We start from the raw sequence: 20337 nt of genomic DNA on the forward strand, positions 1-20337 counted from the left end.
TCTTCATTTTCATATTATGGGAAATTGCTGCAAACGCACAATGCATGGGCGCTACAGAAGGACACATCGGGGACAAGATCAGCGATTTGTCCAGCATCAGGGTATGGCCGCCCCGCCCTGGTCTACACTCAGCCACCATGAATTCGACCGAGCGCCCCGCCACCCCGCCCCCGAACAGCCGACCCCGTTTGGTGCAGATGTGGCAGACTTGGTGGCGCGGACTGTCACCTTCGAGACAAGACCGCTATGCGGCCATTGCGCCGTTGGTGGCCGTGGTGATGTTTTTCATCGCCATCGTGGCCGCTTTTTGGTACCTGCGCAGCGAAGAGCTTGAGCGTGAACGCGAGGCCATGCGCCGCGATGTGGAATATGCCCAGCAGCGCATCCGGCTGCGCCTATCGGAGCGCCAGGAGCAGCTGATGCGCCTGGCCCGCGACGTGGGCAACCAGGACGTCGACAAGAACGGCTTCAATGACCGGGCCGACACCTTGATCAGCCAGTACGCCGAGCTGCAGGCGCTGACCTGGATTGATACCGGCCGCCAGGTGCGTGCCACCCAGTTTGGCCCGAGCGTCGCGGCCGAGAACCTGCTCACCCTGGACGAAGTGATCCAGAAAAAGGAGCTGCTCGAGCTCTTTGAGATGGCGCGCGACCTGCAGCAACCGGTCTTCTCGCAGCCTTTGGCCACCAGCGAGACGGCGCCCATGCTGCTGCTGGAGGTGCCCATCAGCCAGAAGGGCCGCTTTGGCGGCGTGCTGCTGGCCGAGTTCTCGATCGACAACCTGCTGCGCTACGGCACACCCACCGAGATCCTGGCCCGCTATGCGGTGACCTTGCAGGACGGCAAGGGCACGACGCTGGCCGGCACACCGCTGACCCCGCGTGTCGCGGCCCAGCGGCTGCTGCCCTGGCGCGCAGCGCCCAATGAATTCGAGATGCCGGTCGCGCCCGTAGGCAACAGTCTGAAGCTGCGTGCCCAGGGCTACCACACCTCGCTCGGCCTGGTCAGCAACGGCCTGTTCTGGCTGGTCTGTGTGCTGAGCTTTATGACCGCCTGGCTGCTGGTGGCGACCTGGCGCCACACCCGCAAGCGCATACGCGCGCAAGAAGCGCTGCAGGGCGAGACCAATTTCCGCCGGGCGATGGAAAACAGTGTGCTCACGGGCATGCGTGCGCTCGATCTGCAAGGCCGTATCTCCTATGTGAACGCCGCCTTTTGCCAGATGACCGGCTGGAGCGAAGAAGAGCTGGTGGGCAAGCTCCCGCCCTACCCTTATTGGCCCGAGGGCGACCAGAGCACCTACCACGACATGCTGATCGACGAGATGAGCGGCAAGGTGTTTCCCGGTGGTTTCCAGATGCGGGTCAAGCGCAAGAACGGCACGATGTTCGAGGCGCGGCTCTATGTCTCGCCGCTGATCGACGGCCACGGCCGCCAGACCGGCTGGATGACCTCGATGACCGACATCACCGAGCCCAACCGCATCCGCGAGCAACTCTCGGCGTCCTATGAGCGCTTCACCATCGTGCTCGAGGCGCTGGACGCCTCGGTGTCGGTCGCGCCGCTGGGCAGTGCCGAGCTGCTGTTTGCCAACAAGCTCTACCGCCAATGGTTTGGCTCGCAAACGGTGGGCCATCTGCAACTGGTGGCCCAGGCCGGTGTGCTGCCCAGCAACAGCAATGCCAGCACCAGCATGGACGACGAAGACGGGCTGATGGGCCTGCCCAGTGACGAGATCACCACTGCCGTCAGCGGCAATGCCGAGATCTATATCGCCGAGCTGGGCAAATGGTTGGAAGTGCGCTCGCGCTACCTCAACTGGGTGGACGGGCGCCTGGCACAGATGGTGATTGCCACTGACATCACGCCACGCCGCCAGGCTGAGGAGCAATCGGCCCGCCAGGCGGAGAAGGCCGCCACCGTGAGCCGCCTGGTGACCATGGGCGAGATGGCGTCCAGCGTGGCGCACGAGCTAAACCAGCCGCTCTCAGCGATCAGCAACTACTGCTCGGGCATGATCACCCGCGTCAAGAACGGGAGCCTGAGCGAAGAAGCGCTGCTCGGGGCCCTGGAGAAAACCGCGCACCAGGCGCAACGCGCCGGCCAGGTGATCCACCGCATCCGCTCCTTTGTCAAACGCAGCGAGCCCAACCGGGCACTGGCCGATGTCAGCGACATCGTCAGCGAAGCGGTGGAGCTGGGCTCGATCGAGCTCAAGCGCCACAATGTGCGGCTTTCGCACCACGTTGCCGCACGCCTGCCCAAGGTCAAGGTCGACAGCATCTTGATCGAGCAGGTGCTCATCAACCTGATGAAGAACGGCGCCGAATCCATTGCCAACGCCGAGCGCCCGGCCCACCAGCGCATGGTGGAACTGCGCGTCGTGCCTCGCAAGATCGACGCCACGGATGTGATAGAGTTTTCCGTTCAAGATACGGGGCGCGGCCTGTCACCTGAAGCACTGGAGCGCCTGTTCCAGGCCTTCTTCTCTACCAAGAGCGAAGGCATGGGAATCGGTCTCAATCTCTGCCGCAGCATTGTCGAATCTCACCATGGCCGGATGCAGGCCGAGAACCTCTACAATGGTCCGGAGGTGACAGGTTGTAATTTCAGCTTTTGGATTCCGGTGGCCAGCCCCGCGGAGTCGGCTGAATAGCCAGCGCTATACCCATACTGATAGAAGGAATTGTGCATGAGCTTGATCCCCAAAAAGGGCACGGTCTACGTAGTCGATGACGATGAGGCGGTGCGTGACTCGCTTCAATGGTTGCTGGAGGGCAAGGATTACCGGGTGCGCTGCTTTGATTCGGCCGAATCCTTCTTGGCACGCTACGATGCCCGCGAGGTCGCCTGCCTGATTGTCGATATCCGCATGGGTGGCATGAGTGGTCTGGAACTGCAGGACCGCCTGATCGAGAACAAGTCGCCGCTGCCCATCGTCTTCATCACCGGCCACGGCGACGTGCCGATGGCCGTGGACACGATGAAAAAAGGCGCCATGGATTTCATCCAGAAGCCTTTTGACGAAGCCCAGCTCGATGCCTTGGTCGAGCGCATGCTCGACCAGGCGCGCGATGCCTTCGCTGGCCACCAGCAAGCGGCCAGCCGCGATGCACTGCTGGCCAAGCTCACCGGACGCGAGTCGCAGGTGCTCGAGCGCATTGTGGCCGGCCGCCTGAACAAGCAGATCGCTGATGACCTGGGCATCAGCATCAAGACCGTCGAGGCGCACCGCGCCAACATCATGGAAAAGCTGGGCGCCAATACCGTCGCTGATCTGCTCAAGATTGCGCTGGGCTCGAATGCAGCGGCCAAGGCAACGTGATAAATTAGCGGCCTTCGCGCCCTAGGGACAACGTTCCAACAACGCTTCTCCAAGCGCAATGCGCCGGTACCGGCTTCGGTACGGCGCATTTTTCAATTCCGCGCGCCATGCTGGGGGCTCGCCCGGCTGCTGGACCACGCGCAACCCTTTTTGGATGACCACATGACTGCTCAATTGATCGATGGCAAGGCCCTCTCCCAGCAACTGCGTGCCGATGTCAAGGCGCGAGCCGACCAGCTCAAGGCCAAGGGCATCGTTCCGGGTCTGGCCGTGATCCTGGTCGGTGACAACCAGGCCAGCCAGGTCTATGTGCGCAACAAGGTCAAGTCCTGCGAAGAGTGCGGCTTCCATTCGGTGCTGGAGAAGTACGACGCAAGCATGACCGAGGCCGAGTTGCTGGCCCGGGTCGAGGCGCTCAACAACGACCCGAGCATCCACGGCATCCTGGTGCAGCTGCCGCTGCCCAAGCACATCGACGACCACAAGGTCATCGAAGCCATCTCGCCCACGAAGGACGTGGACGGCTTCCATGTGGCCAGCGCCGGCGCGCTGATGGTGGGCGAAGTCGGCTTCAAGGCCTGCACGCCCTACGGCTGCATGAAGATGCTCGAATCGATCGGCATGAAGGACCTGCGCGGAAAGCACGCGGTGGTGATCGGCCGCTCGAACATCGTGGGCAAGCCCATGGCGATGATGCTGCTGGCGGCCAACGCCACCGTCACCATCACCCACAGCGGCACGGCCGACCTGGCTGCGATGACGCGCCAGGCCGACATCATTGTGGCAGCGGTGGGCAAGCTCAATGTGCTGACCGCCGACATGGTCAAGCCCGGCGCCGTGGTGATCGATGTGGGGATGAACCGCAATGCCGAAGGCAAGCTCTGCGGCGATGTGGATTTTGAGGGCGTCAAGGAAGTCGCCGGCTACATCACCCCCGTGCCCGGCGGCGTGGGCCCGATGACCATCACCATGCTGATGGTCAATACGCTGGAGTCGGCCGAGCGCGCCTGATCTCCGCAAAATCGCCTCAATTCCGAGGCGATTTATCGCTGCGGTAAAACTATGAAAACGATAGCTGTTGGCATCCGCCTTGCCGGTGCCAGCAGCTTTTTTTTGTGCTTAAATGACAGGCAATGATCTCCGGATCGTGATTACGTTCCAAGTGCCAACATGGCATTGATTGCAGGGCGCCAGGCCCCATATACAGCACCATGACCAATCCATTGCTCGACTTCAGCGGCCTGCCCCGCTTTGACCAGGTCCAACCTGAACATATCGCCCCCGCCATCGACCAGCTTCTGGCCGACAGTGAAGCGGCCCTCAAGACGGTCACGGCGCCCGAGTTCCCGGCGCAATGGAACGAAATCGCCAAGGTGCTCGATGTCAGCACTGAAAAGCTCGGCCGGGCCTGGGGCATGGTCGGCCACCTCAACTCGGTGGCCGACACGCCTGCGCTGCGCGCCGCCTACAACGCCGAGATGCCCAAGGTCACCGCCTTCTGGACGCAGCTGGGCGCCGACGAGGCGCTGTATGCCAAATACAAGGCCATTGACCCGGCCAGCCTGAACAGCGAACAAAAGCAGGCCTGGGACAACGCGATGCGCAACTTTGTGCTCGGCGGCGCCGAGCTGCAAGGCCAGGCGCGGGAGACCTATGCGCAGCTGCAAGAAAAAAGCGCCATCGCCTGCCAGAAGTACAGCGAAAACGCGATGGATGCCACCGACCAGTTTGCCTACTACGCAGAGCTCGATGAGTTGGCTGGCGTGCCGCAGGACGTCATCCAGGCCGCCCGCGCTGCGGCCGAGGCCGAAGGCAAGCCCGGCTACAAGCTGACCTTGAAGATCCCCAGCTACCTGCCGGTGATGCAGTTTGCCAAGAGCAGCTCCTTGCGCGAGAAGCTCTACCGCGCCTACACCACGCGGGCCAGCGAGTTTGGCGATACCAAGCTCGACAACACGCCCTTGATGGTCGAGATTTTGAAGATGCGCGAGCAAGAAGCGCATCTGCTGGGCTACCCCAGCTTTGGCGAGTTGTCGGTGGCGCCCAAGATGGCCCAGTCCTCCGCCCAGGTGCTCGAATTTTTGCAGGAGCTCGCCAGCAAGGCCAAGCCCTATGGCCAAAAGGATGTGCAAGACCTGCGCGACTATGCCCGCACCGAGTTGGGCCTGGACAACCCGCAGGCCTGGGACTGGGGCTACATTGGCGAGCACCTCAAAGAGGCGCGCTACGCCTTCAGCGAGCAGGAGCTCAAGCAGTATTTCCCGGCGCCCAAGGTGCTGGCTGGGCTCTTCCGCATTGTCGAGACCTTGTTTGGTGTGCAGATCAAGGGCGACCTCGCTCCGGTCTGGAACCAGGACGTGGCCTTCTACCGCATCGAGCGCGACGGCGTGCTGGTCGGCCAGTTCTACCTCGATCCGCCTGCCCGCAACGGCAAGCGCGGCGGCGCCTGGATGGACGATGTGCGCACCCGCTGGCTGCGCCCGGACAACGGCGAGCTGCAAACCCCGATCGCGCACCTGGTCTGCAATTTTGCCGCCGGCGTCGATGGCAAGCCACCGCTGCTGACCCATGACGACGTGATCACCCTCTTCCACGAAACCGGCCACGGCCTGCACCATATGCTCACCCAGGTCAACGAGCGTGATGTCTCCGGCATCGGTGGTGTGGAATGGGATGCGGTCGAGCTGCCCAGCCAGTTCATGGAGAACTTCTGCTGGGAATGGGAAGTGCTGCGCCATATGACGGCCCATGTCGACACCGGCGAGCCTCTGCCCCGCGCGCTCTACGACAAGATGATTGCGGCCAAGAACTTCCAATCGGGCATGCAGACCTTGCGCCAGATCGAGTTCTCGCTGTTTGACATGCGCATCCACACCGAGCTGTCGGGCAATGGCATCGATGCAGACGCCATCTATGGCGTGATGCGCGATGTGCGCCGCCAGGTGGCCGTGCTCGACCAGCCAGACTTCAACCGCATGCCCAACACCTTCACCCACATCTTTGCGGGTGGCTATGCAGCCGGTTACTACAGCTACAAATGGGCGGAGGTGCTGTCGGCCGACGCCTTTGCCAGCTTTGAAGAAGCAGCGCAAAAGCGCGGCAGCAGCGATGTGGTGGACCGCGAGGTGGGCCAGCGCTACCTGCATGCGATTTTGGAAGCCGGTGGCAGCCGCCCAGCGATGGAATCGTTCAAGGCCTTCCGGGGCCGAGAGCCCCAGCTCGATGCGCTGCTGCGCCACCAGGGCATGGCCGAGCCGCTGACGGCCTGAGCGGGTCCGTCTGCCGGCCGCCCCCTGCCAGTCACTCCTGCAGTGCCCGGCAGACCGCAGCCCACAGCCTGTTGGGGTACTGCGCAGGCATAATGGCGCTACAACAGCTATAGAGAGGGATAGGCATGAAGACAAAGGCTTTGGGCAGCATGCTCGTCGGCACCGCAATCGCTTGCGCTGCAGGCTGGGCAAGCGCACAAACGGTGTACCGCATTGTGGGCCCCGATGGCCGGGTCACGTTCTCGGACCGCGCGCCCACGTCCGACACACCGAGCCAATCGGTATCGACGGGTGCTGTCACCGAGCCTGCGGGTACCCGGATCAATGACCTGCCGCTGGAAGTCAAACAAGCGGCCACCAAGTACCCGCTGACCTTCTACACCAGCAAGGACTGCGGTGCCTGTGATGTGGCCCGCCGCTACCTGCAGACCCGGGGCGTGCCTTTTGCAGAAAAGACGGTGACCTCCAATGCCGAAATCCAGGCGCTGCGCAAGCTCAACCCCGATGGCACCATTCCCTTCGCCACACTGGGAAGCCAGCATCTGAGTGGCTTTAATGAAAACGACTGGAGCGCTTATCTGGACGCAGCCGGCTACCCAGCCCAGTCCAAGCTGCCCTCCAGCTACCGCCCAGCCCCCGCGCAGCCTTTGATTCCCAAGGTGATTGCCCCGGCCGCTCCTGCTGCCGCGCAACCGGCAGACGGCAGTGCCGAGCCAGCGCCCGGTAACCAGAGCGTCGAGCCCGATCGCGTCACGCCCAGCAACCCGACCGGGATTGTGTTCTAAGCAAACGCCATCCTTACAAAAAATGGCCCGACCCGGCATTCGCTGGATCGGGCCATTGCTTTAAGGCGTGGGGGGCTTGGCGGTTTTAGAACTCCAGCGTTTCCACGCCTTGCTCGGTGCCCAGCAGGCAGACAGCAGCTTTCTGGTGCGCAAATACGCCGACGGTGATGACGCCTGGCCACTGGTTCACTTCCGACTCAAAGGCGGCAGGGTCGGCAATCGCCAGACCGGTGACATCGAGGATGTGCTGGCCGTTGTCGGTGACCAGGGGCTGGCCATCCTTGAGGCGGATGGTCGCATGGCCGCCCTTGGCAGCAAAGCGGCGGGCGATCTGGGCCGCAGCCATGGGGATGACTTCCACCGGCAGCGGGAAAGCGCCCAAGGTCTGCACCTGCTTGGAGGCGTCCGCAATGCAGATAAAGCGGTCGGCGAGCGCCGCCACGATCTTCTCGCGCGTCAAGGCCGCGCCGCCGCCCTTGACCATGAAACCCTGGTGGTCGATTTCATCGGCGCCATCGATATAGACCGCGAGGCGCTCGACCTCGTTGGCATCCAGCACCTGGATGCCCAGCGCGCGCAGGCGCTCGGTGCTGGCCACGGAGCTGGAGACAGCGCCCGGGATCTGGTCCTTGATGGTGGCCAGTGCATCAATGAACTTGTTCACGGTGGAGCCGGTGCCCACGCCTACGATTTCTCCGGCAACCACATACTGCAGGGCTGCGCGGCCAACCTCGGCCTTTAATTCGTCTTGTGTCATGGTAGTGCGATCAGATCAGCGAAAATACAGATAACGCCTTGATTATCCCATCCCATGTCCCTGATCCCCTATTCCCTCTCCCGCGCCGTTCTGTTTGGCATGCAGCCCGAAGCTGCCCACGACTTCACGATGGACATGCTGGCCAAGGGCCAGAACACGCCGCTGGCCTGCGCCTGGCGCCAAAGCCGGGTGAGCGACCCCATCACCTTGGCGGGGCTGCAGTTCCCCAACCGGGTGGGCATGGCAGCGGGCCTGGACAAGAACGCCCGTGCCATCGATGGCCTGGGCGCCATGGGCTTCGGCTTTGTCGAGGTGGGCACGGTCACGCCGCTGGCGCAGCCCGGCAACCCCAAGCCGCGCATGTTCCGCATCCCTGAGCGCGACGCGCTGATCAACCGCCTGGGCTTCAACAACGAAGGCCTGGCAGCCTTTGTGGCCAATGTGAAAAAGGCGCAGTTTCGCAAGCAGGCATCGCCTTTGCTGCTGGGCCTCAATATTGGCAAGAACGCGGCCACGCCGATCGAAAACGCCACCAGCGACTACCTGCTGTGCCTCGATGCGGTCTACCCCCATGCCGACTACATCACGGTCAACATCAGCTCGCCCAATACCAAGAACCTGCGCGCACTGCAAAGCGATGAGGCGCTCGATGCACTGCTGAGCGCACTGGTGCAGCGCCGCGAGCAGCTGGCACGCGAGCATGGCAAGCACAAGCCGGTGTTCTTGAAGATTGCCCCCGATCTGAGCGAAGAGCAGGTCATCGTGATTGCCAACAGCCTCAAAGCCCATGGCATGGATGGCGTGATTGCCACCAATACCACCATCAGCCGCGATGCGGTGCAAGGCCTGCAGCATGCAGAAGAAACCGGTGGCCTCTCGGGCCGGCCGGTGTTCGAGGCCAGCAATGCCGTGGTGCGCCAGTTGCGCGCGGCTCTGGGCCCGCAGTTCCCGATCATTGGTGTGGGCGGCATCCTGAGCGGAGCCGACGCGGTCGAGAAGATCAAGGCCGGCGCCGATGTGGTGCAGATCTACACGGGCCTGATCTACCGGGGCCCCGGCCTCGTCACCGAGATTGCGCAGGCGCTGAAAGCGCAAGGCGGCCGGCGCTGATCCCGTCATCGCAACCCGCACCAGGCCAGCATGCGCTGGCCTTTTTTGTGCTCACCTGCTGCGCCGATGCGTCCGAGCGTCTCGCTCAAGCCGCAGTTTTCAAGCTCGCCAGGCCCAGCTTGGCCAGCAGCTTGGCGTCGCTATCTGCCTCCGGGTTGCCGGTGACCAGCAGCTTGTCACCATAGAAAATCGAATTGGCGCCCGCCATAAAGCACAGCGTCTGCATCGCCTCGCCCAGTTGCTGGCGGCCGGCGGACAGGCGGATGCGGGCCCGTGGCATCACAATGCGCGCAACTGCAACCACGCGCACAAAATCCAGCGGGTCCACCGGTTCGCTATCGGCCAGCGGCGTGCCGGGCACGCGCACCAGGCTGTTGATGGGCACGGACTCCGGGTAAGGCTGCATATTGGCCAGCTGGGCCAGCAGCGCGGCACGGTCCACCGGCGTCTCGCCCATGCCGACAATACCGCCGCAGCATACGCTGATGCCTGCAGCGCGGACATGGGCCAGCGTATCAAGCCGCTCCTGGTACTGCCGCGTGCTGACCACATCGCGGTAGTAGTCCGGCCCGGTATCCAGGTTGTGGTTGTAGTAATCCAGCCCAGCATCGCGCAGCGCCTGCGCCTGGTGGGGTGCCAACATGCCCAAGGTTGCGCAGCTCTCCAGGCCCAGCGCCTTCACCGCCGCGATCATCGCGCTGACCTGGGCGATATCCCTGTCCTTGGGTGCACGCCAGGCTGCACCCATGCAAAAGCGGCTGGCACCCGCCGCCTTGGCCGCTTGCGCCGCGCGCACCACCTCCGCCACATCCATCAGCTTGTCGGCCTTGACCCCCGTGTCATAGGCCGCTGACTGCGGACAATAACCGCAGTTTTCCGGGCATCCCCCTGTTTTGACGGAAAGCAAGGTGGCCAGCTCGATATCACCGGCTGGCCAGTGCGCATGGTGGACCGTTTGCGCGTGGAACATCAAGGCCATAAAGGGCATCTCCAACAGGGCTTGCACTTGAGCCACCGGCCAGGGCTCTTTGGCTGCCGGCTGGGTTGCGGCAGCTCTGGGATGCCAATGCACCGCTGACAGGGCGGCATCCGGGGTATGGGGGCTGGACATGGGAAATCTCCTCAATCGCTACCCGTTGCGGTATGCCTGGGTATGGCAGTTATTGTGTCCATTACCAGGCCGCATCGGCCCCTTGCGTCACCGGCTCTTCCGGCCCTGCCTGGCAGTTTTGCTACGCCGTCAATTTAAGGCGCTGTTGCAGGTGCATTGCAGGCATGAAGAAGACAGATTGCTGCAATGTCTGCCAATATGCAGCCAACCACCTGCTTTATGCATTGACTGGAAGGCTCCGCCGCGGTAACAAGGCATGCAGATAGCTGCAGATAAGGTGCCAGGAACGCGGGCAGATGCCCATCTGGGCCATGGCCGTCCAGCTTTGGCCCCGCTCGCCAAATACCACTGGCAGAATTTGGGAGTTTATTGACACAGGCGCCGTGTTTTAGTCCCAGTGCCTTTAAGGGTCTTTGCAAAAATCGTGCATAAAAAAGCCGCAACGGCGTGCGGCGGTTGTGGGGCTCAGCGCAGTGTCTCAGGCAGCCGCACCTTCTGGTGCCGCTGGCAGCTCTTCAAAGAACACCAGGTGGTTGCCAAAGGGATCGGCAATGCGCATCTCCAGCATGCCCCAGGGCATGCGCTCCAGCCCGGGCTTGGCATGGCGGTAGTTTTTGGCCAGCAAGCTTTGCTGGAAGGCCTGCAGCTGCGGCCAGGCAATGCGCACCGTACTGCCGGGGCAGGCATCACCATGGTGTTCGCTCAGATGCAGCAAGCAGGCCAGGCCCGCAGCGCTGCGCAGGCTCAGCTGCTGGTAGAGCGGAAAGTCGTCACCAAAGCGGTGGGTCCAGTCCTGTGCAAAGCCCAGAAACTCCTGGTAGAACTCTGCAGCCCGCTGGGCGTCGAAGCTGCGCAGCACCGGGATGACACAGGCTTGAAAAGTGGGGGTATCCGCCATGCTGAAGACCGCCTCAACCCAGCGCCGCAATCACATCGGCGGGTGCCTGCACCAGCTCGATCAGCACGCCCTCGCCGGCGATGGGGAACTCGTCATTGCTCTTGGGATGCAAAAAGCAGATGTCATGGCCTGCAGCGCCGGGACGAATGCCGCCTGGCGCAAAACGCACGCCCTGGGCGGTGAGCCATGCCACGGCCTGGGGCAGGTCGTCGATCCACAGACCAATGTGGTTGAGGGGCGTGGCGTGTACGGCAGGCTTTTTGTCGATGTCCAGCGGCTGCATGATGTCTACTTCGACGGCGAAGGCCCCTTGGCCCATCGCCAGGATATCCTCATCGACATTCTCGCGCTCGCTGCGAAAGCTGCCCGTTTGTGCCAGGCCCAGCATGTCGACCCAGAGTTTTTTCATGCGCTCCTTATCGGTACCGCCTATCGCTACTTGCTGGATTCCCAAAACCTTGAACGGACGCTGTGCTGACATGCTGTGTGGCTCCTTGTATAGATGGTGAGGCTTGTGCCGCAGCAGCCATTGTGCCAAGGCTTGGCCGCCATCGCGGTAGAGCGTGCGACGCAAAGAATGCCATGATGGTGCTTGCGCATCTCTGCGAAATGGTCAACATTGCTTACATATTGCCGTCTCCCCCACCCGTGAAAAATTCCCCGTATTTACCCCAAATAACTACAGTTTAAAGGACTCAATCATCAAATAGCATATTACTATGCTTGAATGATTTTTTTGGGACCGTCTTTGTCTCACCGTCCTCGCACCGCGCCCACCATGTTTGCTGACCTGCCCTGCCCGCCCTCCAGATCGCGTCTCCAGCCGGAAGCGGGGTTGGCCTATCTCGGATCCCTAGCGGGGCAGCCATGCCGCGTCTGACTCCGCCGATGCCGACAACGGTGCATAGCGACGCCAAGCCTGTGCGAGGCTATGCCCTGCCCAAGGGCAAGCGCAGCTTGCTGCTGAGCATCTGGCCCTTTGTGGCGTTGGCGATCGTGCAGACCGTGCTGGCCATTTCCAGCCTGCATATTCTGGGGGCGATGCGGGCATTCAGCTCTGGCGAGAGCCAGTGGAGCAAGGGCCAGAAAGATGCTACCTATGCCTTGGCACGCTATGCGGTGAGCGGTGACCCTGCCGCCTATGAGCAGTTCCACCAAGGCCTGCATATCCCCATGAGCGACATGCAGGCGCGCCTGATGCTCGAAGATCGTGGCTATGCGGCCAGGCCCCAGGCGGCCCTGCTGCTGCTGCAAGGCCACAATGAGCCCGAAGAGATCAATGCCCTGATCTGGCTGACGGTGTATTTCAAGCACACCGCATCCATCGGCCAGTTGCTGGGCCGCTGGCAAGACGCCGATGAGCCTTTGCAGGAGCTGCAGAATCTGGCGGGCGATATCTATGCCAGCATGCAGTTAGCTCCCCCTACCCCAGAGCAAAAGCAAAGCTGGCTGGCCCAGATCAATGCACTGCAGATACAGCTGTCCGAGGCCGAGCGGGCCTTCAACAAGGTGTTGGGCGATACATCGCGGGCCATGAACAAATGGCTGTGGTCCATCAACATCGGCATTGCGCTGGCCATGCTGGGCCTGCTGATGGGCCATACCTGGCGCCTGCAGCGCAAAACAGCCCGCGCCGAAGATGCGCTGGATCTCGTCAGGGAGCGCGCCTCCACCACGCTGGCCGCCATTGGCGAGGCGGTCATCACCACCGATGCAGCCGGGCATGTGATGTACATGAACCGTGCGGCCGAAGAGCTGCTGGGGATGAGCCTGGAGCAACTGGTGACCAGCGAACTGGTGCAGCACATGCATGCACCTCCGGCTGTTATGGCGAACCAAAGAGACGGCGACAGGGGCGCCAGCATTGCGCTGGTGCAAACAGCCATCGCCGATGCCCTGCAAGGGCGCGAGCACCCGCGCGAGACGATTTTCCGGCTCTGTGATGCGCAGCACCATATGCGCGAGGTCAAACTCGCGTTCACGCCGATCGGGGACGACACTGGCACGACCGAAGCAGTCTTTGTGCTGCACGATGTGAGCCAGGAGCAAAGCTATATCCGCGAGCTGGCCTGGCAGGCCACCCATGACCAGCTGACCGGCCTGGTCAACCGCTATGAGTTTGAGCGCCTGCTGGGCGTGTTCCTGGAGCAGACCAAACAGGCTGGGGCAGCGCCGGGCGACCATGCCATCATGTACCTGGACCTGGACCAGTTCAAGGTCATCAACGACACCGCAGGCCACATTGCAGGTGACGCCATGCTGCGCGCGATGAGCGCCATGCTGCAGCGCTGCCTGCGCGCCGGGGACACGCTGGCCCGTGTCGGTGGTGACGAATTTGCCATTTTGCTCAAGCACTGCTCCTTTGATGACGCCAAGCGCATTGCCGAGCAGATCCGCGATGCCGCGCAGAATGTGCGCATCCAGTGGGGTGAGCGCAGTCTGAGTGCGGGCATCAGCATTGGCCTGGTCAAGCTCGCAGCACCCCTGGCGTCGGTCGAGGAAGTGCTGCGCGTAGCTGACATGGCCAGCTACGGCGCCAAGCAGCGCGGCCGCAACAATGTCTATGCCTATGACCCGGGTGTGGACCAGGAAATTGCCCGCTATGTCGGAGAGATGGAATGGGTCGAACGCATCAAGGCAGCGCTGGAAGGTGGGCATTTCTGCCTGTATGCACAAACCATTGAAGCGCTGAGCACCTCCGCAGACGATATCGCAGGGGGCGGCCTGCACATCGAGGTGCAAATACGCATGCGCCTGCCCGACGGCAACATCATCAGTCCCGTGCTGTTCATTCCAGCAGCCGAGCGCTATGGGCTGATGCCGATGGTGGACCGCTGGGTGGTCAAGCAAACCCTGCAGACCCTGGCCCGCCTGCAAAAAGCCGCGCACCGCCCAGCGATCTCCTGCTGCGCAATCAACCTCTCAGGCACCTCGCTGGGTGATGAGCGCCTGCTGGACTTTTTGCAAGAGCAGATTGCCCTTTATGGCGTGGACCCGCGCACGCTGTGCTTTGAGATCACCGAGACTGCTGCCATCACGCATCTGCCCAACGCCATCCGCTTGGTCAAGGCCTTGAAGGCCATTGGGTGCCGCTTCTCGATGGATGACTTTGGCGCTGGCGTCTCGTCCTTTGGTTCGCTCAAGAACCTGCCCGTGGACTTTCTCAAGATCGATGGCGCCATCGTCGCCGACATGCTCAATGAGCCTGCACACCGCGCGATGGTGGACGCCATCAACCACCTGGGCCATGCGCTGGGCATGAAGACCATTGCCGAGTTCGCATCCTCGCCCGAGATTGTCGACACCCTGCGCGGCATGGGCATCGACTACGCGCAGGGCTATGCAGTAGGACGGCCCCAGCCCTTCTCCGACACTACCGAGGCACTGCCCACGGACCGCGAGCACTAGCCGAGGCAGCCCTGGCTGCATTCCGCCCACCGTTGCTGACACGGCAGCACCTGGTCAGTGGCGGACTGCAATGACGTGTTGCAGGCAGTCACGAAATGCGCATTTTGCAGCGAGCGCTGTGCTGCACAGGCCAGCGCTTGGGCACCGCCTTTTGAGGGACAGGCGACGGCCTGTTTCCCCCTTGCGCGGGGGAAGCCTGCGCCGGATTGCGAACAATCTTGATTCGATGGACCAGTATGCGTTTTGCCGCAACTTATGATGTACATTAATATAATTAATTAATTTCTTACTTTTAATCGTGTTAGTCAATCTGAAAGGATGGCCGCGCTGGAGCTTGCGCTGGGCCGGTACCATGGCGCTGTGCTGCGCCTTCGGCTTGGGCCAGGCCGCACCGCTGGCCTATGTGGTCAACCGCGATGACAGCAATGTCTCGGTGGTCGATGTCGCGAGCAAGCGCAGCATCACCACCATCCCCGCCGGCATGGCCATGCCCCAGGAGATTGCCATCAGCCCGGACGGCTGCCTGGCCTATCTCTCTAGCGTCTGGTCCGCCACCATTGCGGTACTCGATCTGAACAAGCAGCAGTTGCTCACAGGCATTGCTTTGAACCATGTCAGCAACGATGTGGTTTTCAGCCCTTCCGGGGCACTGGCCTATGTCGACACCACCACGCCTGGCGGCGGCGCGATTGCCGTCATTGATACCGCCACCCACCAACTCATGCGCATGTTTCCCGTCAGCCCCCAAAACACCCGCGGCATGGCCGTCCATCCCGATGGTTCACGCCTGTATTCGCTCGAACAACACCGCGACCCCGATGTCGGCAAAGTGGCGGTGATCGACCCCAGCAGCGGCACGGTGCTCGAGCGCATCAGCGTCGGCGCCGATGCCAGCGATATCAAGGTACACCCGGCAGGCAACCTGGCCTATGTGGTCAACCGCGCGTCAGACGAAGCCCGTGGCCGTGTCACCGTAATCAATACGCGAACCCACAGCGTCGTCGCCACGGTCGCTGTCGGCCAGCATCCCAGTCGCATCGCCTTCCACCCCGCAGGCACCCAGGCGTATGTCACCAACAGCGGCGACGGCACCGTGTCGGTCATCGACACCGCCAGCCACTCGGTGGCCGCTGTGATCGAGGTGGACCAAACACCCCAGCATGTCGTCTTCCATCCGGCCGGGACGCATGCCTATGTGAGCAATCCGCAGCGCAATAGCCTGTCCATCATCGATACCGCCACCCAGGAAGTGCATGGCGCCGTGACGGTAGGCAGTGCCCCTTGGGGGGTTGCGCTGGCCGCTGGCGCGCACAAGGCTGCCACCAAGCAGGATGCCAGTGGCCTGGAAGCGGGCAGCGTCGTGGCAGGCAAACCCATTCCGATCAGCGGCGTCTGGGCCGGCTTGCTGCTGTTGGTTGCGGGCATTACGGCACTGCACCGCCATGGGCAGAAGCTGATGGGCTAACCCCCCGCTGCCAAAGCCCCTGCTTTGGCCGCCCCGTGGGGCAAGGGTTGTGCAGACCATCGCTCCTGCACGCTGGCCGGTGGCTGCCTCCCCAACCCGCCAAAAACAAAGGCGCCAAGCCTTCGCTTGGCGCCTTTGCGGCGATCTGGGTGCAACAACACCGCAGTCTTAGCGGCTGCCCTTGCGCGCGGGGCCCGTCTTTTTGGCCAAGCCAGGCTTGCCCGCGCCGGCGCGCACACCCGCCCGTGGCGGCAATCCGCTGTGCTGGGTCAGCAGCTGACCGGGCTTGGGCTGCGCACTGCGAAAGCGCACATCGCCCTTGGGCTCTTGCTGCTCCTGCGGGCGGCGCGGTGCCAGCGCTACAGCCTTGCCATCCTTGTTGGTGGTATAGCCCAGGCCACTACCGCTTTTGGAGCTGGTGCTGTTTTTCTTACGCGCGCTTTGGTAGCTGCCATCGACCAGCGGCTGGAAGGTCGGGATCAGGTGCTGCTTGCCATTGCCGATCAGGTCCGAGCGCCCCATGGTCTTGAGCGCTTCGCGCAGCAGCGGCCAGTTGTTGGGGTCGTGGTAGCGCAAGAACGCCTTGTGCAGACGGCGGCGCTTTTCACCGCGAACGATGTCGACGCGCTCCTCGGCCTCGTCGCGCATCTGGCGGCGCACCTTGGTGAGCGTATTGCGGCCGCTGTGGTACATCGCGGTGGCCGTAGCCATCGGGCTGGGGTAGAAGGTCTGCACCTGGTCGGCGCGGAAGCCATTCTTCTTGAGCCAGATCGCCAGGTTCATCATGTCCTCATCGCTGGTGCCCGGGTGGGCGGCAATGAAGTAGGGAATCAGAAACTGCTTCTTGCCCGCCTCTTCGCTGAACTTTTCAAACAGCTGCTTGAAGCGGTCATAGCTGCCAATGCCCGGCTTCATCATCTTGTTCAGCGGCCCGGCCTCGGTGTGCTCGGGGGCGATCTTCAGGTAGCCGCCCACATGGTGCTGTACCAGCTCCTTGATGTACTCGGGCGACTTGACCGCCAGGTCATAGCGCAGGCCCGAGCCGATCAGGATCTTCTTGATGCCAGGGAGCTTGCGCGCGCGGCGGTAGATCTTGATCAGCGGACCGTGGTCGGTGTGCAGGTTCGGGCAGATGCCGGGGAACACGCAGCTGGGCTTGCGGCAGGCCGCCTCGATCTGCGGGCTCTTGCAGCCCAGGCGGTACATATTGGCCGTGGGGCCGCCCAGGTCGGAGATGGTGCCGGTAAAGCCCTTGACCTTGTCGCGGATGTCTTCGAGCTCCTGGATGATGGAATCTTCCGAGCGGCTCTGGATGATGCGGCCTTCGTGCTCGGTGATCGAACAGAAGGTGCAGCCACCAAAGCAGCCGCGCATGATGTTGACCGAGGTGCGGATCATCTCCCAGGCAGGGATCTTGGTCGTGCCTTCATGGCTGCCGCTCTCGTCGGCATAGGCCGGGTGCGGGCTGCGCGCATACGGCAGGCCAAACACCCAGTCCATTTCGGCGGTAGTGAGCGGAATGGGCGGCGGATTCATCCACACATCACGGGCCGTGGCTCCTTCACCATGGGCCTGCACCAGCGCGCGGGCGTTGCCGGGGTTGGTCTCCAGGTGCAGCACGCGGTTGGCATGGGCGTAGAGAATCGGGTCGCTCTTGACCTCTTCAAAACTGGGCAGGCGCAGCACGGTGCGGTCGCGCGCCGGCATCTTGGACTTGTGGCGCAGCGAGAGGTTGGGCACAAACTGCAGCGGCTGCACATTCGACAGCGTGGGCGCGCTGGTGCTGGCAGCGCCTGCTGCCGTGCCACAGGCCGCTGCGGCGGGCGCGGCCGTGGACGCATCAGCGCCCTGCTTTTCCGCATCTTCCTTCGCGCAGCTCTGGCCCTGGGCTTCGGCCTGCTCGCTGGTCGTCATGTAGGGGTTGATATGGGGCTCGACCTCACCGGGCTCGTCGACCGTGGTGGAGTCCACCTCGAACCAGCCCTCTTCCGATGCGCGGCGGAAAAACGAGGTGCCGCGCACATCGGTGATGTTCTCGACCGGCTCACGCGCGGCAATGCGGTGGGCCACTTCGACCAGCGCGCGCTCGGCATTGCCGTAGAGCAGAATGTCGCACTTGCTGTCCACCACAATCGAGCGGCGGACCTTGTCGCTCCAGTAGTCGTAATGCGCAATGCGGCGCAGCGAGCCTTCGATGCCGCCCAGCACAATCGGTACATCCTTGTAGGCTTCGCGGCAGCGCTGGCTGTAGACGATGGCCGCACGGTCCGGGCGCTTGCCACCCACATCGCCTGGCGTGTAGGCGTCGTCGGAGCGGATCTTGCGGTCAGCCGTATAACGGTTGATCATCGAATCCATATTGCCCGCTGTCACGCCCCAGAACAGGTTGGGCTTGCCCAGCGCCTTGAAGGCCTCGGCGCTTTGCCAATCGGGCTGCGCAATGATGCCCACGCGAAAGCCCTGGGCCTCCAGCACACGGCCAATGACGGCCATGCCAAAGCTGGGGTGGTCCACATAGGCGTCACCGGTGACCAGGATGATGTCGCAGCTGTCCCAGCCCAGCTGGTCCATCTCGGCACGGCTCATCGGCAGAAATGGCGCAGCACCAAAGCGCTTGGCCCAGTACGGCTTGTAGCTGGTCAGCGGCTTGGCAGCACGTTCAAAAAAAGAAACATCAATCGGGGCAGACATGGGCAACAACAGTCGTGGAGTAATGCACGCGGGGCTCGGCGCCAGGGTGGCGGGGTCCGATATTCTAAAAAAATAGCCCGTAGCGCGCACTTGTACGGGTATTGATGCTATGTATTTGGAAGCATCTGCGGGGGCAAGGCCCCAGTTCAGACCAGGGCGGTCAAGGCATTGCAGCGCGGCGCCAGGCTTGGATAATCACCGGCCCCTGGCTGGCTAGGGCTATGGCCACCAGCAGAGGGTATTAAAACCGCATTTTTTGCGCTGCATCAAACAGCCCGCCATTGTCGCATGGCTGGGCATGGCACCGCAAATAAAAAAAGGCAGCCTAGGCTGCCTATGGCGCTCATGCGATGCGGGTTCTGTCTGTTAACCGGTACCCCATCCTGGCGCGCTTACTCAGCGCCTTACCACTCACCGCCTTCGCGCACGCGCTGGGCCAGGTCCACATAGCTGCCATCGTCATTGGCACTGGGGGTCGTTGGCAGGGCTGCCAATACTTCAGTCACATAGGCGGGCGTCTCCAAACCTGCACGTCCGAACCCATGGTTGTTCAAGGAATCCAAATTGGTTTGCAGTTGGTGTTGCATGGTCGCTCCCGGGTAATGTGTCAGTCGGTGGTATGAAATGGTTCTTGGAAAAATCGGGGTAGACTCGCGCCTGGCTGCGCCTGAGGTCTCCGCTGCGGCAAGCCACTCCATCACTGGAGCGCTCCCGTCATTGAAACAATGATATGTGTCTAACGCATGACATCTAGGCGACGTTGACGCATGACAGTGTAAGCAAACGTCTTCTCCACGCAACGCATGCCCTACACCCTGGCCCAGCCCGTTCACAGCGAATTGCTCATCAAGAAAAGCCGCTTCATCGGCTGCGTTCAGCCCGTGCAGGATCGCTCACAAGCGCTGGTCATTGTGCAAAGCCTGCGCGAGCAGCACCCCGGTGCCAACCATGTGTGCTGGGCGCTGATGGCGGGCGGGCAGTCAGCCGCGGTCGATGATGGCGAGCCCAGCGGCACTGCTGGCCGCCCGATGCTCGATGTGCTGCGCCACCAGCAGATCGAAGGCGCCTTGGCGACCGTGGTGCGTTATTTTGGCGGCGTCAAGCTGGGCGCCGGCGGTCTGGTGCGGGCCTACACCGACGCCATTGCCCAGGCGATGGTGAAAGCAGAAAAAGTCGAGCGCCAGGCAATGGCCCGCCTGCAATGCCGCCTGCCCTATGCGCTCGAAGGCGGCATGCGGCGCGAGGTTGCCAGCGCCAACGCGCAGTTACTGCAGGTGAGCCACGGCGATGATGTGCTTGCCGAGATCGAGTTGGTCGCCTCGCAGGCGCCTGACTTTGTCGCCAGGATGAATGAGCTCGGCCAGGGCCGCCTGACCTGGATCGACGAGTCCGCTTGAATCCGGGTTGGCGGAGCTAGCACCGCGTGTGCGCTCGCTTCCATGTAAAAGAGTAATTCAATCCTGCTGCCAGGGATGCACACGCTTTTCAGTGCCGTTATCATCAAACGCGACCGGGAT

The 20337-nt window shown here is 62.5% G+C and carries 15 protein-coding genes; 9 read left to right on the forward strand and 6 right to left on the reverse strand.

The annotated features are described in order from the left end of the window. Nucleotides 1–137 precede the first annotated feature (137 nt). From WH367_RS07960 to WH367_RS07980, 5 genes are all read left to right on the forward strand, one after another. Entirely contained in the window at nt 138–2657 is a 2520-nt protein-coding gene (locus WH367_RS07960; RefSeq protein WP_052330143.1) for a PAS domain S-box protein, read from the forward strand. Nucleotides 2658–2693: 36 nt separating this feature from the next. Continuing rightward, nucleotides 2694–3326 carry a response regulator transcription factor gene (locus WH367_RS07965; protein ID WP_021028067.1) on the forward strand — a complete coding sequence of 211 codons (633 nt, stop codon included), beginning with the start codon at nt 2694–2696 and terminating at the stop codon, nt 3324–3326. Between the two features lie 162 nt (nt 3327–3488). Then, nucleotides 3489–4337 (forward strand): bifunctional methylenetetrahydrofolate dehydrogenase/methenyltetrahydrofolate cyclohydrolase FolD, encoded by an 849-nt coding sequence (gene folD, locus WH367_RS07970; protein ID WP_339535330.1) that lies wholly within the window; start codon nt 3489–3491, stop codon nt 4335–4337. 200 nt (nt 4338–4537) lie between these two features. Beyond that, nucleotides 4538–6595: a M3 family metallopeptidase gene (locus WH367_RS07975; protein ID WP_339535332.1), complete on the forward strand. Its 2058-nt coding sequence runs from the start codon at nt 4538–4540 to the stop codon at nt 6593–6595. Nucleotides 6596–6720: 125 nt separating this feature from the next. Then, nucleotides 6721–7380, forward strand: a complete 660-nt coding sequence (locus WH367_RS07980) for a glutaredoxin domain-containing protein (RefSeq protein ID WP_339535334.1) — start codon at nt 6721–6723, stop codon at nt 7378–7380. Between the two features lie 85 nt (nt 7381–7465). Here the strand turns inward: WH367_RS07980 and rpiA are convergent, their stop codons facing one another. Then, nucleotides 7466–8137 (reverse strand): ribose-5-phosphate isomerase RpiA, encoded by a 672-nt coding sequence (gene rpiA, locus WH367_RS07985; RefSeq protein WP_339535336.1) that lies wholly within the window; start codon nt 8135–8137, stop codon nt 7466–7468. A 54-nt stretch (nt 8138–8191) separates the two neighbouring features. Between rpiA and WH367_RS07990 the strand changes: the two genes are divergently transcribed. Further along, nucleotides 8192–9247, forward strand: a complete 1056-nt coding sequence (locus WH367_RS07990; RefSeq protein WP_339535338.1) for a quinone-dependent dihydroorotate dehydrogenase — start codon at nt 8192–8194, stop codon at nt 9245–9247. Nucleotides 9248–9332: 85 nt separating this feature from the next. Here WH367_RS07990 and bioB read toward each other — a convergent pair whose 3' ends face one another. The 3 genes from bioB to WH367_RS08005 form a co-directional block, all read right to left on the reverse strand. Further along, on the reverse strand, nt 9333–10358 hold the full coding sequence (gene bioB, locus WH367_RS07995; protein ID WP_339535340.1) for a biotin synthase BioB: 1026 nt from the start codon (nt 10356–10358) through the stop codon (nt 9333–9335). 478 nt (nt 10359–10836) lie between these two features. Further along, entirely contained in the window at nt 10837–11256 is a 420-nt protein-coding gene (locus WH367_RS08000; protein ID WP_339535342.1) for a glyoxalase superfamily protein, read from the reverse strand. Between the two features lie 13 nt (nt 11257–11269). Then, nucleotides 11270–11737: a VOC family protein gene (locus tag WH367_RS08005; protein WP_027011159.1), complete on the reverse strand. Its 468-nt coding sequence runs from the start codon at nt 11735–11737 to the stop codon at nt 11270–11272. Nucleotides 11738–12123: 386 nt separating this feature from the next. On the opposite strand from WH367_RS08005, the gene WH367_RS08010 reads away from it, so the two are divergent. Beyond that, the gene (locus tag WH367_RS08010) at nt 12124–14664 is read left to right on the forward strand and encodes an EAL domain-containing protein (protein ID WP_339535344.1); all 2541 of its coding nucleotides are present in this window, start codon (nt 12124–12126) and stop codon (nt 14662–14664) included. A 334-nt stretch (nt 14665–14998) separates the two neighbouring features. Beyond that, nucleotides 14999–16129, forward strand: coding sequence for a YncE family protein (locus WH367_RS08015; protein WP_339535346.1), 1131 nt, complete (start codon nt 14999–15001; stop codon nt 16127–16129). 168 nt (nt 16130–16297) lie between these two features. Here the strand turns inward: WH367_RS08015 and WH367_RS08020 are convergent, their stop codons facing one another. Both WH367_RS08020 and WH367_RS08025 read right to left on the reverse strand, forming a co-directional pair. After that, nucleotides 16298–18820, reverse strand: a complete 2523-nt coding sequence (locus tag WH367_RS08020; protein WP_339535348.1) for a YgiQ family radical SAM protein — start codon at nt 18818–18820, stop codon at nt 16298–16300. Nucleotides 18821–19224: 404 nt separating this feature from the next. After that, the gene (locus tag WH367_RS08025; RefSeq protein ID WP_021028080.1) at nt 19225–19407 is read right to left on the reverse strand and encodes a hypothetical protein; all 183 of its coding nucleotides are present in this window, start codon (nt 19405–19407) and stop codon (nt 19225–19227) included. Between the two features lie 216 nt (nt 19408–19623). Between WH367_RS08025 and WH367_RS08030 the strand changes: the two genes are divergently transcribed. Continuing rightward, nucleotides 19624–20217: an IMPACT family protein gene (locus WH367_RS08030; RefSeq protein WP_339535350.1), complete on the forward strand. Its 594-nt coding sequence runs from the start codon at nt 19624–19626 to the stop codon at nt 20215–20217. Nucleotides 20218–20337: the final 120 nt, after the last annotated feature.

Source organism: Comamonas sp. MYb21, assembly GCF_037479395.1.
GTDB lineage: Bacteria > Pseudomonadota > Gammaproteobacteria > Burkholderiales > Burkholderiaceae_C > Comamonas.

What these genes read in the sequence shown, in the direction of transcription:
- rpiA (WP_339535336.1), bottom strand. Translation starts at nt 8,137, where the DNA reads ATGACACAAGACGAATTAAAGGCCGAGGTTGGCCGCGCAGCCCTGCAG.
- WH367_RS08020 (WP_339535348.1), bottom strand. Translation starts at nt 18,820, where the DNA reads ATGTCTGCCCCGATTGATGTTTCTTTTTTTGAACGTGCTGCCAAGCCG.
- bioB (WP_339535340.1), bottom strand. Translation starts at nt 10,358, where the DNA reads ATGTCCAGCCCCCATACCCCGGATGCCGCCCTGTCAGCGGTGCATTGG.
- WH367_RS08005 (WP_027011159.1), bottom strand. Translation starts at nt 11,737, where the DNA reads ATGTCAGCACAGCGTCCGTTCAAGGTTTTGGGAATCCAGCAAGTAGCG.
- WH367_RS07975 (WP_339535332.1), top strand. Translation starts at nt 4,538, where the DNA reads ATGACCAATCCATTGCTCGACTTCAGCGGCCTGCCCCGCTTTGACCAG.
- folD (WP_339535330.1), top strand. Translation starts at nt 3,489, where the DNA reads ATGACTGCTCAATTGATCGATGGCAAGGCCCTCTCCCAGCAACTGCGT.
- WH367_RS07960 (WP_052330143.1), top strand. Translation starts at nt 138, where the DNA reads ATGAATTCGACCGAGCGCCCCGCCACCCCGCCCCCGAACAGCCGACCC.
- WH367_RS07980 (WP_339535334.1), top strand. Translation starts at nt 6,721, where the DNA reads ATGAAGACAAAGGCTTTGGGCAGCATGCTCGTCGGCACCGCAATCGCT.
- WH367_RS07965 (WP_021028067.1), top strand. Translation starts at nt 2,694, where the DNA reads ATGAGCTTGATCCCCAAAAAGGGCACGGTCTACGTAGTCGATGACGAT.
- WH367_RS08025 (WP_021028080.1), bottom strand. Translation starts at nt 19,407, where the DNA reads ATGCAACACCAACTGCAAACCAATTTGGATTCCTTGAACAACCATGGG.
- WH367_RS08000 (WP_339535342.1), bottom strand. Translation starts at nt 11,256, where the DNA reads ATGGCGGATACCCCCACTTTTCAAGCCTGTGTCATCCCGGTGCTGCGC.
- WH367_RS08030 (WP_339535350.1), top strand. Translation starts at nt 19,624, where the DNA reads ATGCCCTACACCCTGGCCCAGCCCGTTCACAGCGAATTGCTCATCAAG.
- WH367_RS07990 (WP_339535338.1), top strand. Translation starts at nt 8,192, where the DNA reads ATGTCCCTGATCCCCTATTCCCTCTCCCGCGCCGTTCTGTTTGGCATG.
- WH367_RS08010 (WP_339535344.1), top strand. Translation starts at nt 12,124, where the DNA reads ATGCCGCGTCTGACTCCGCCGATGCCGACAACGGTGCATAGCGACGCC.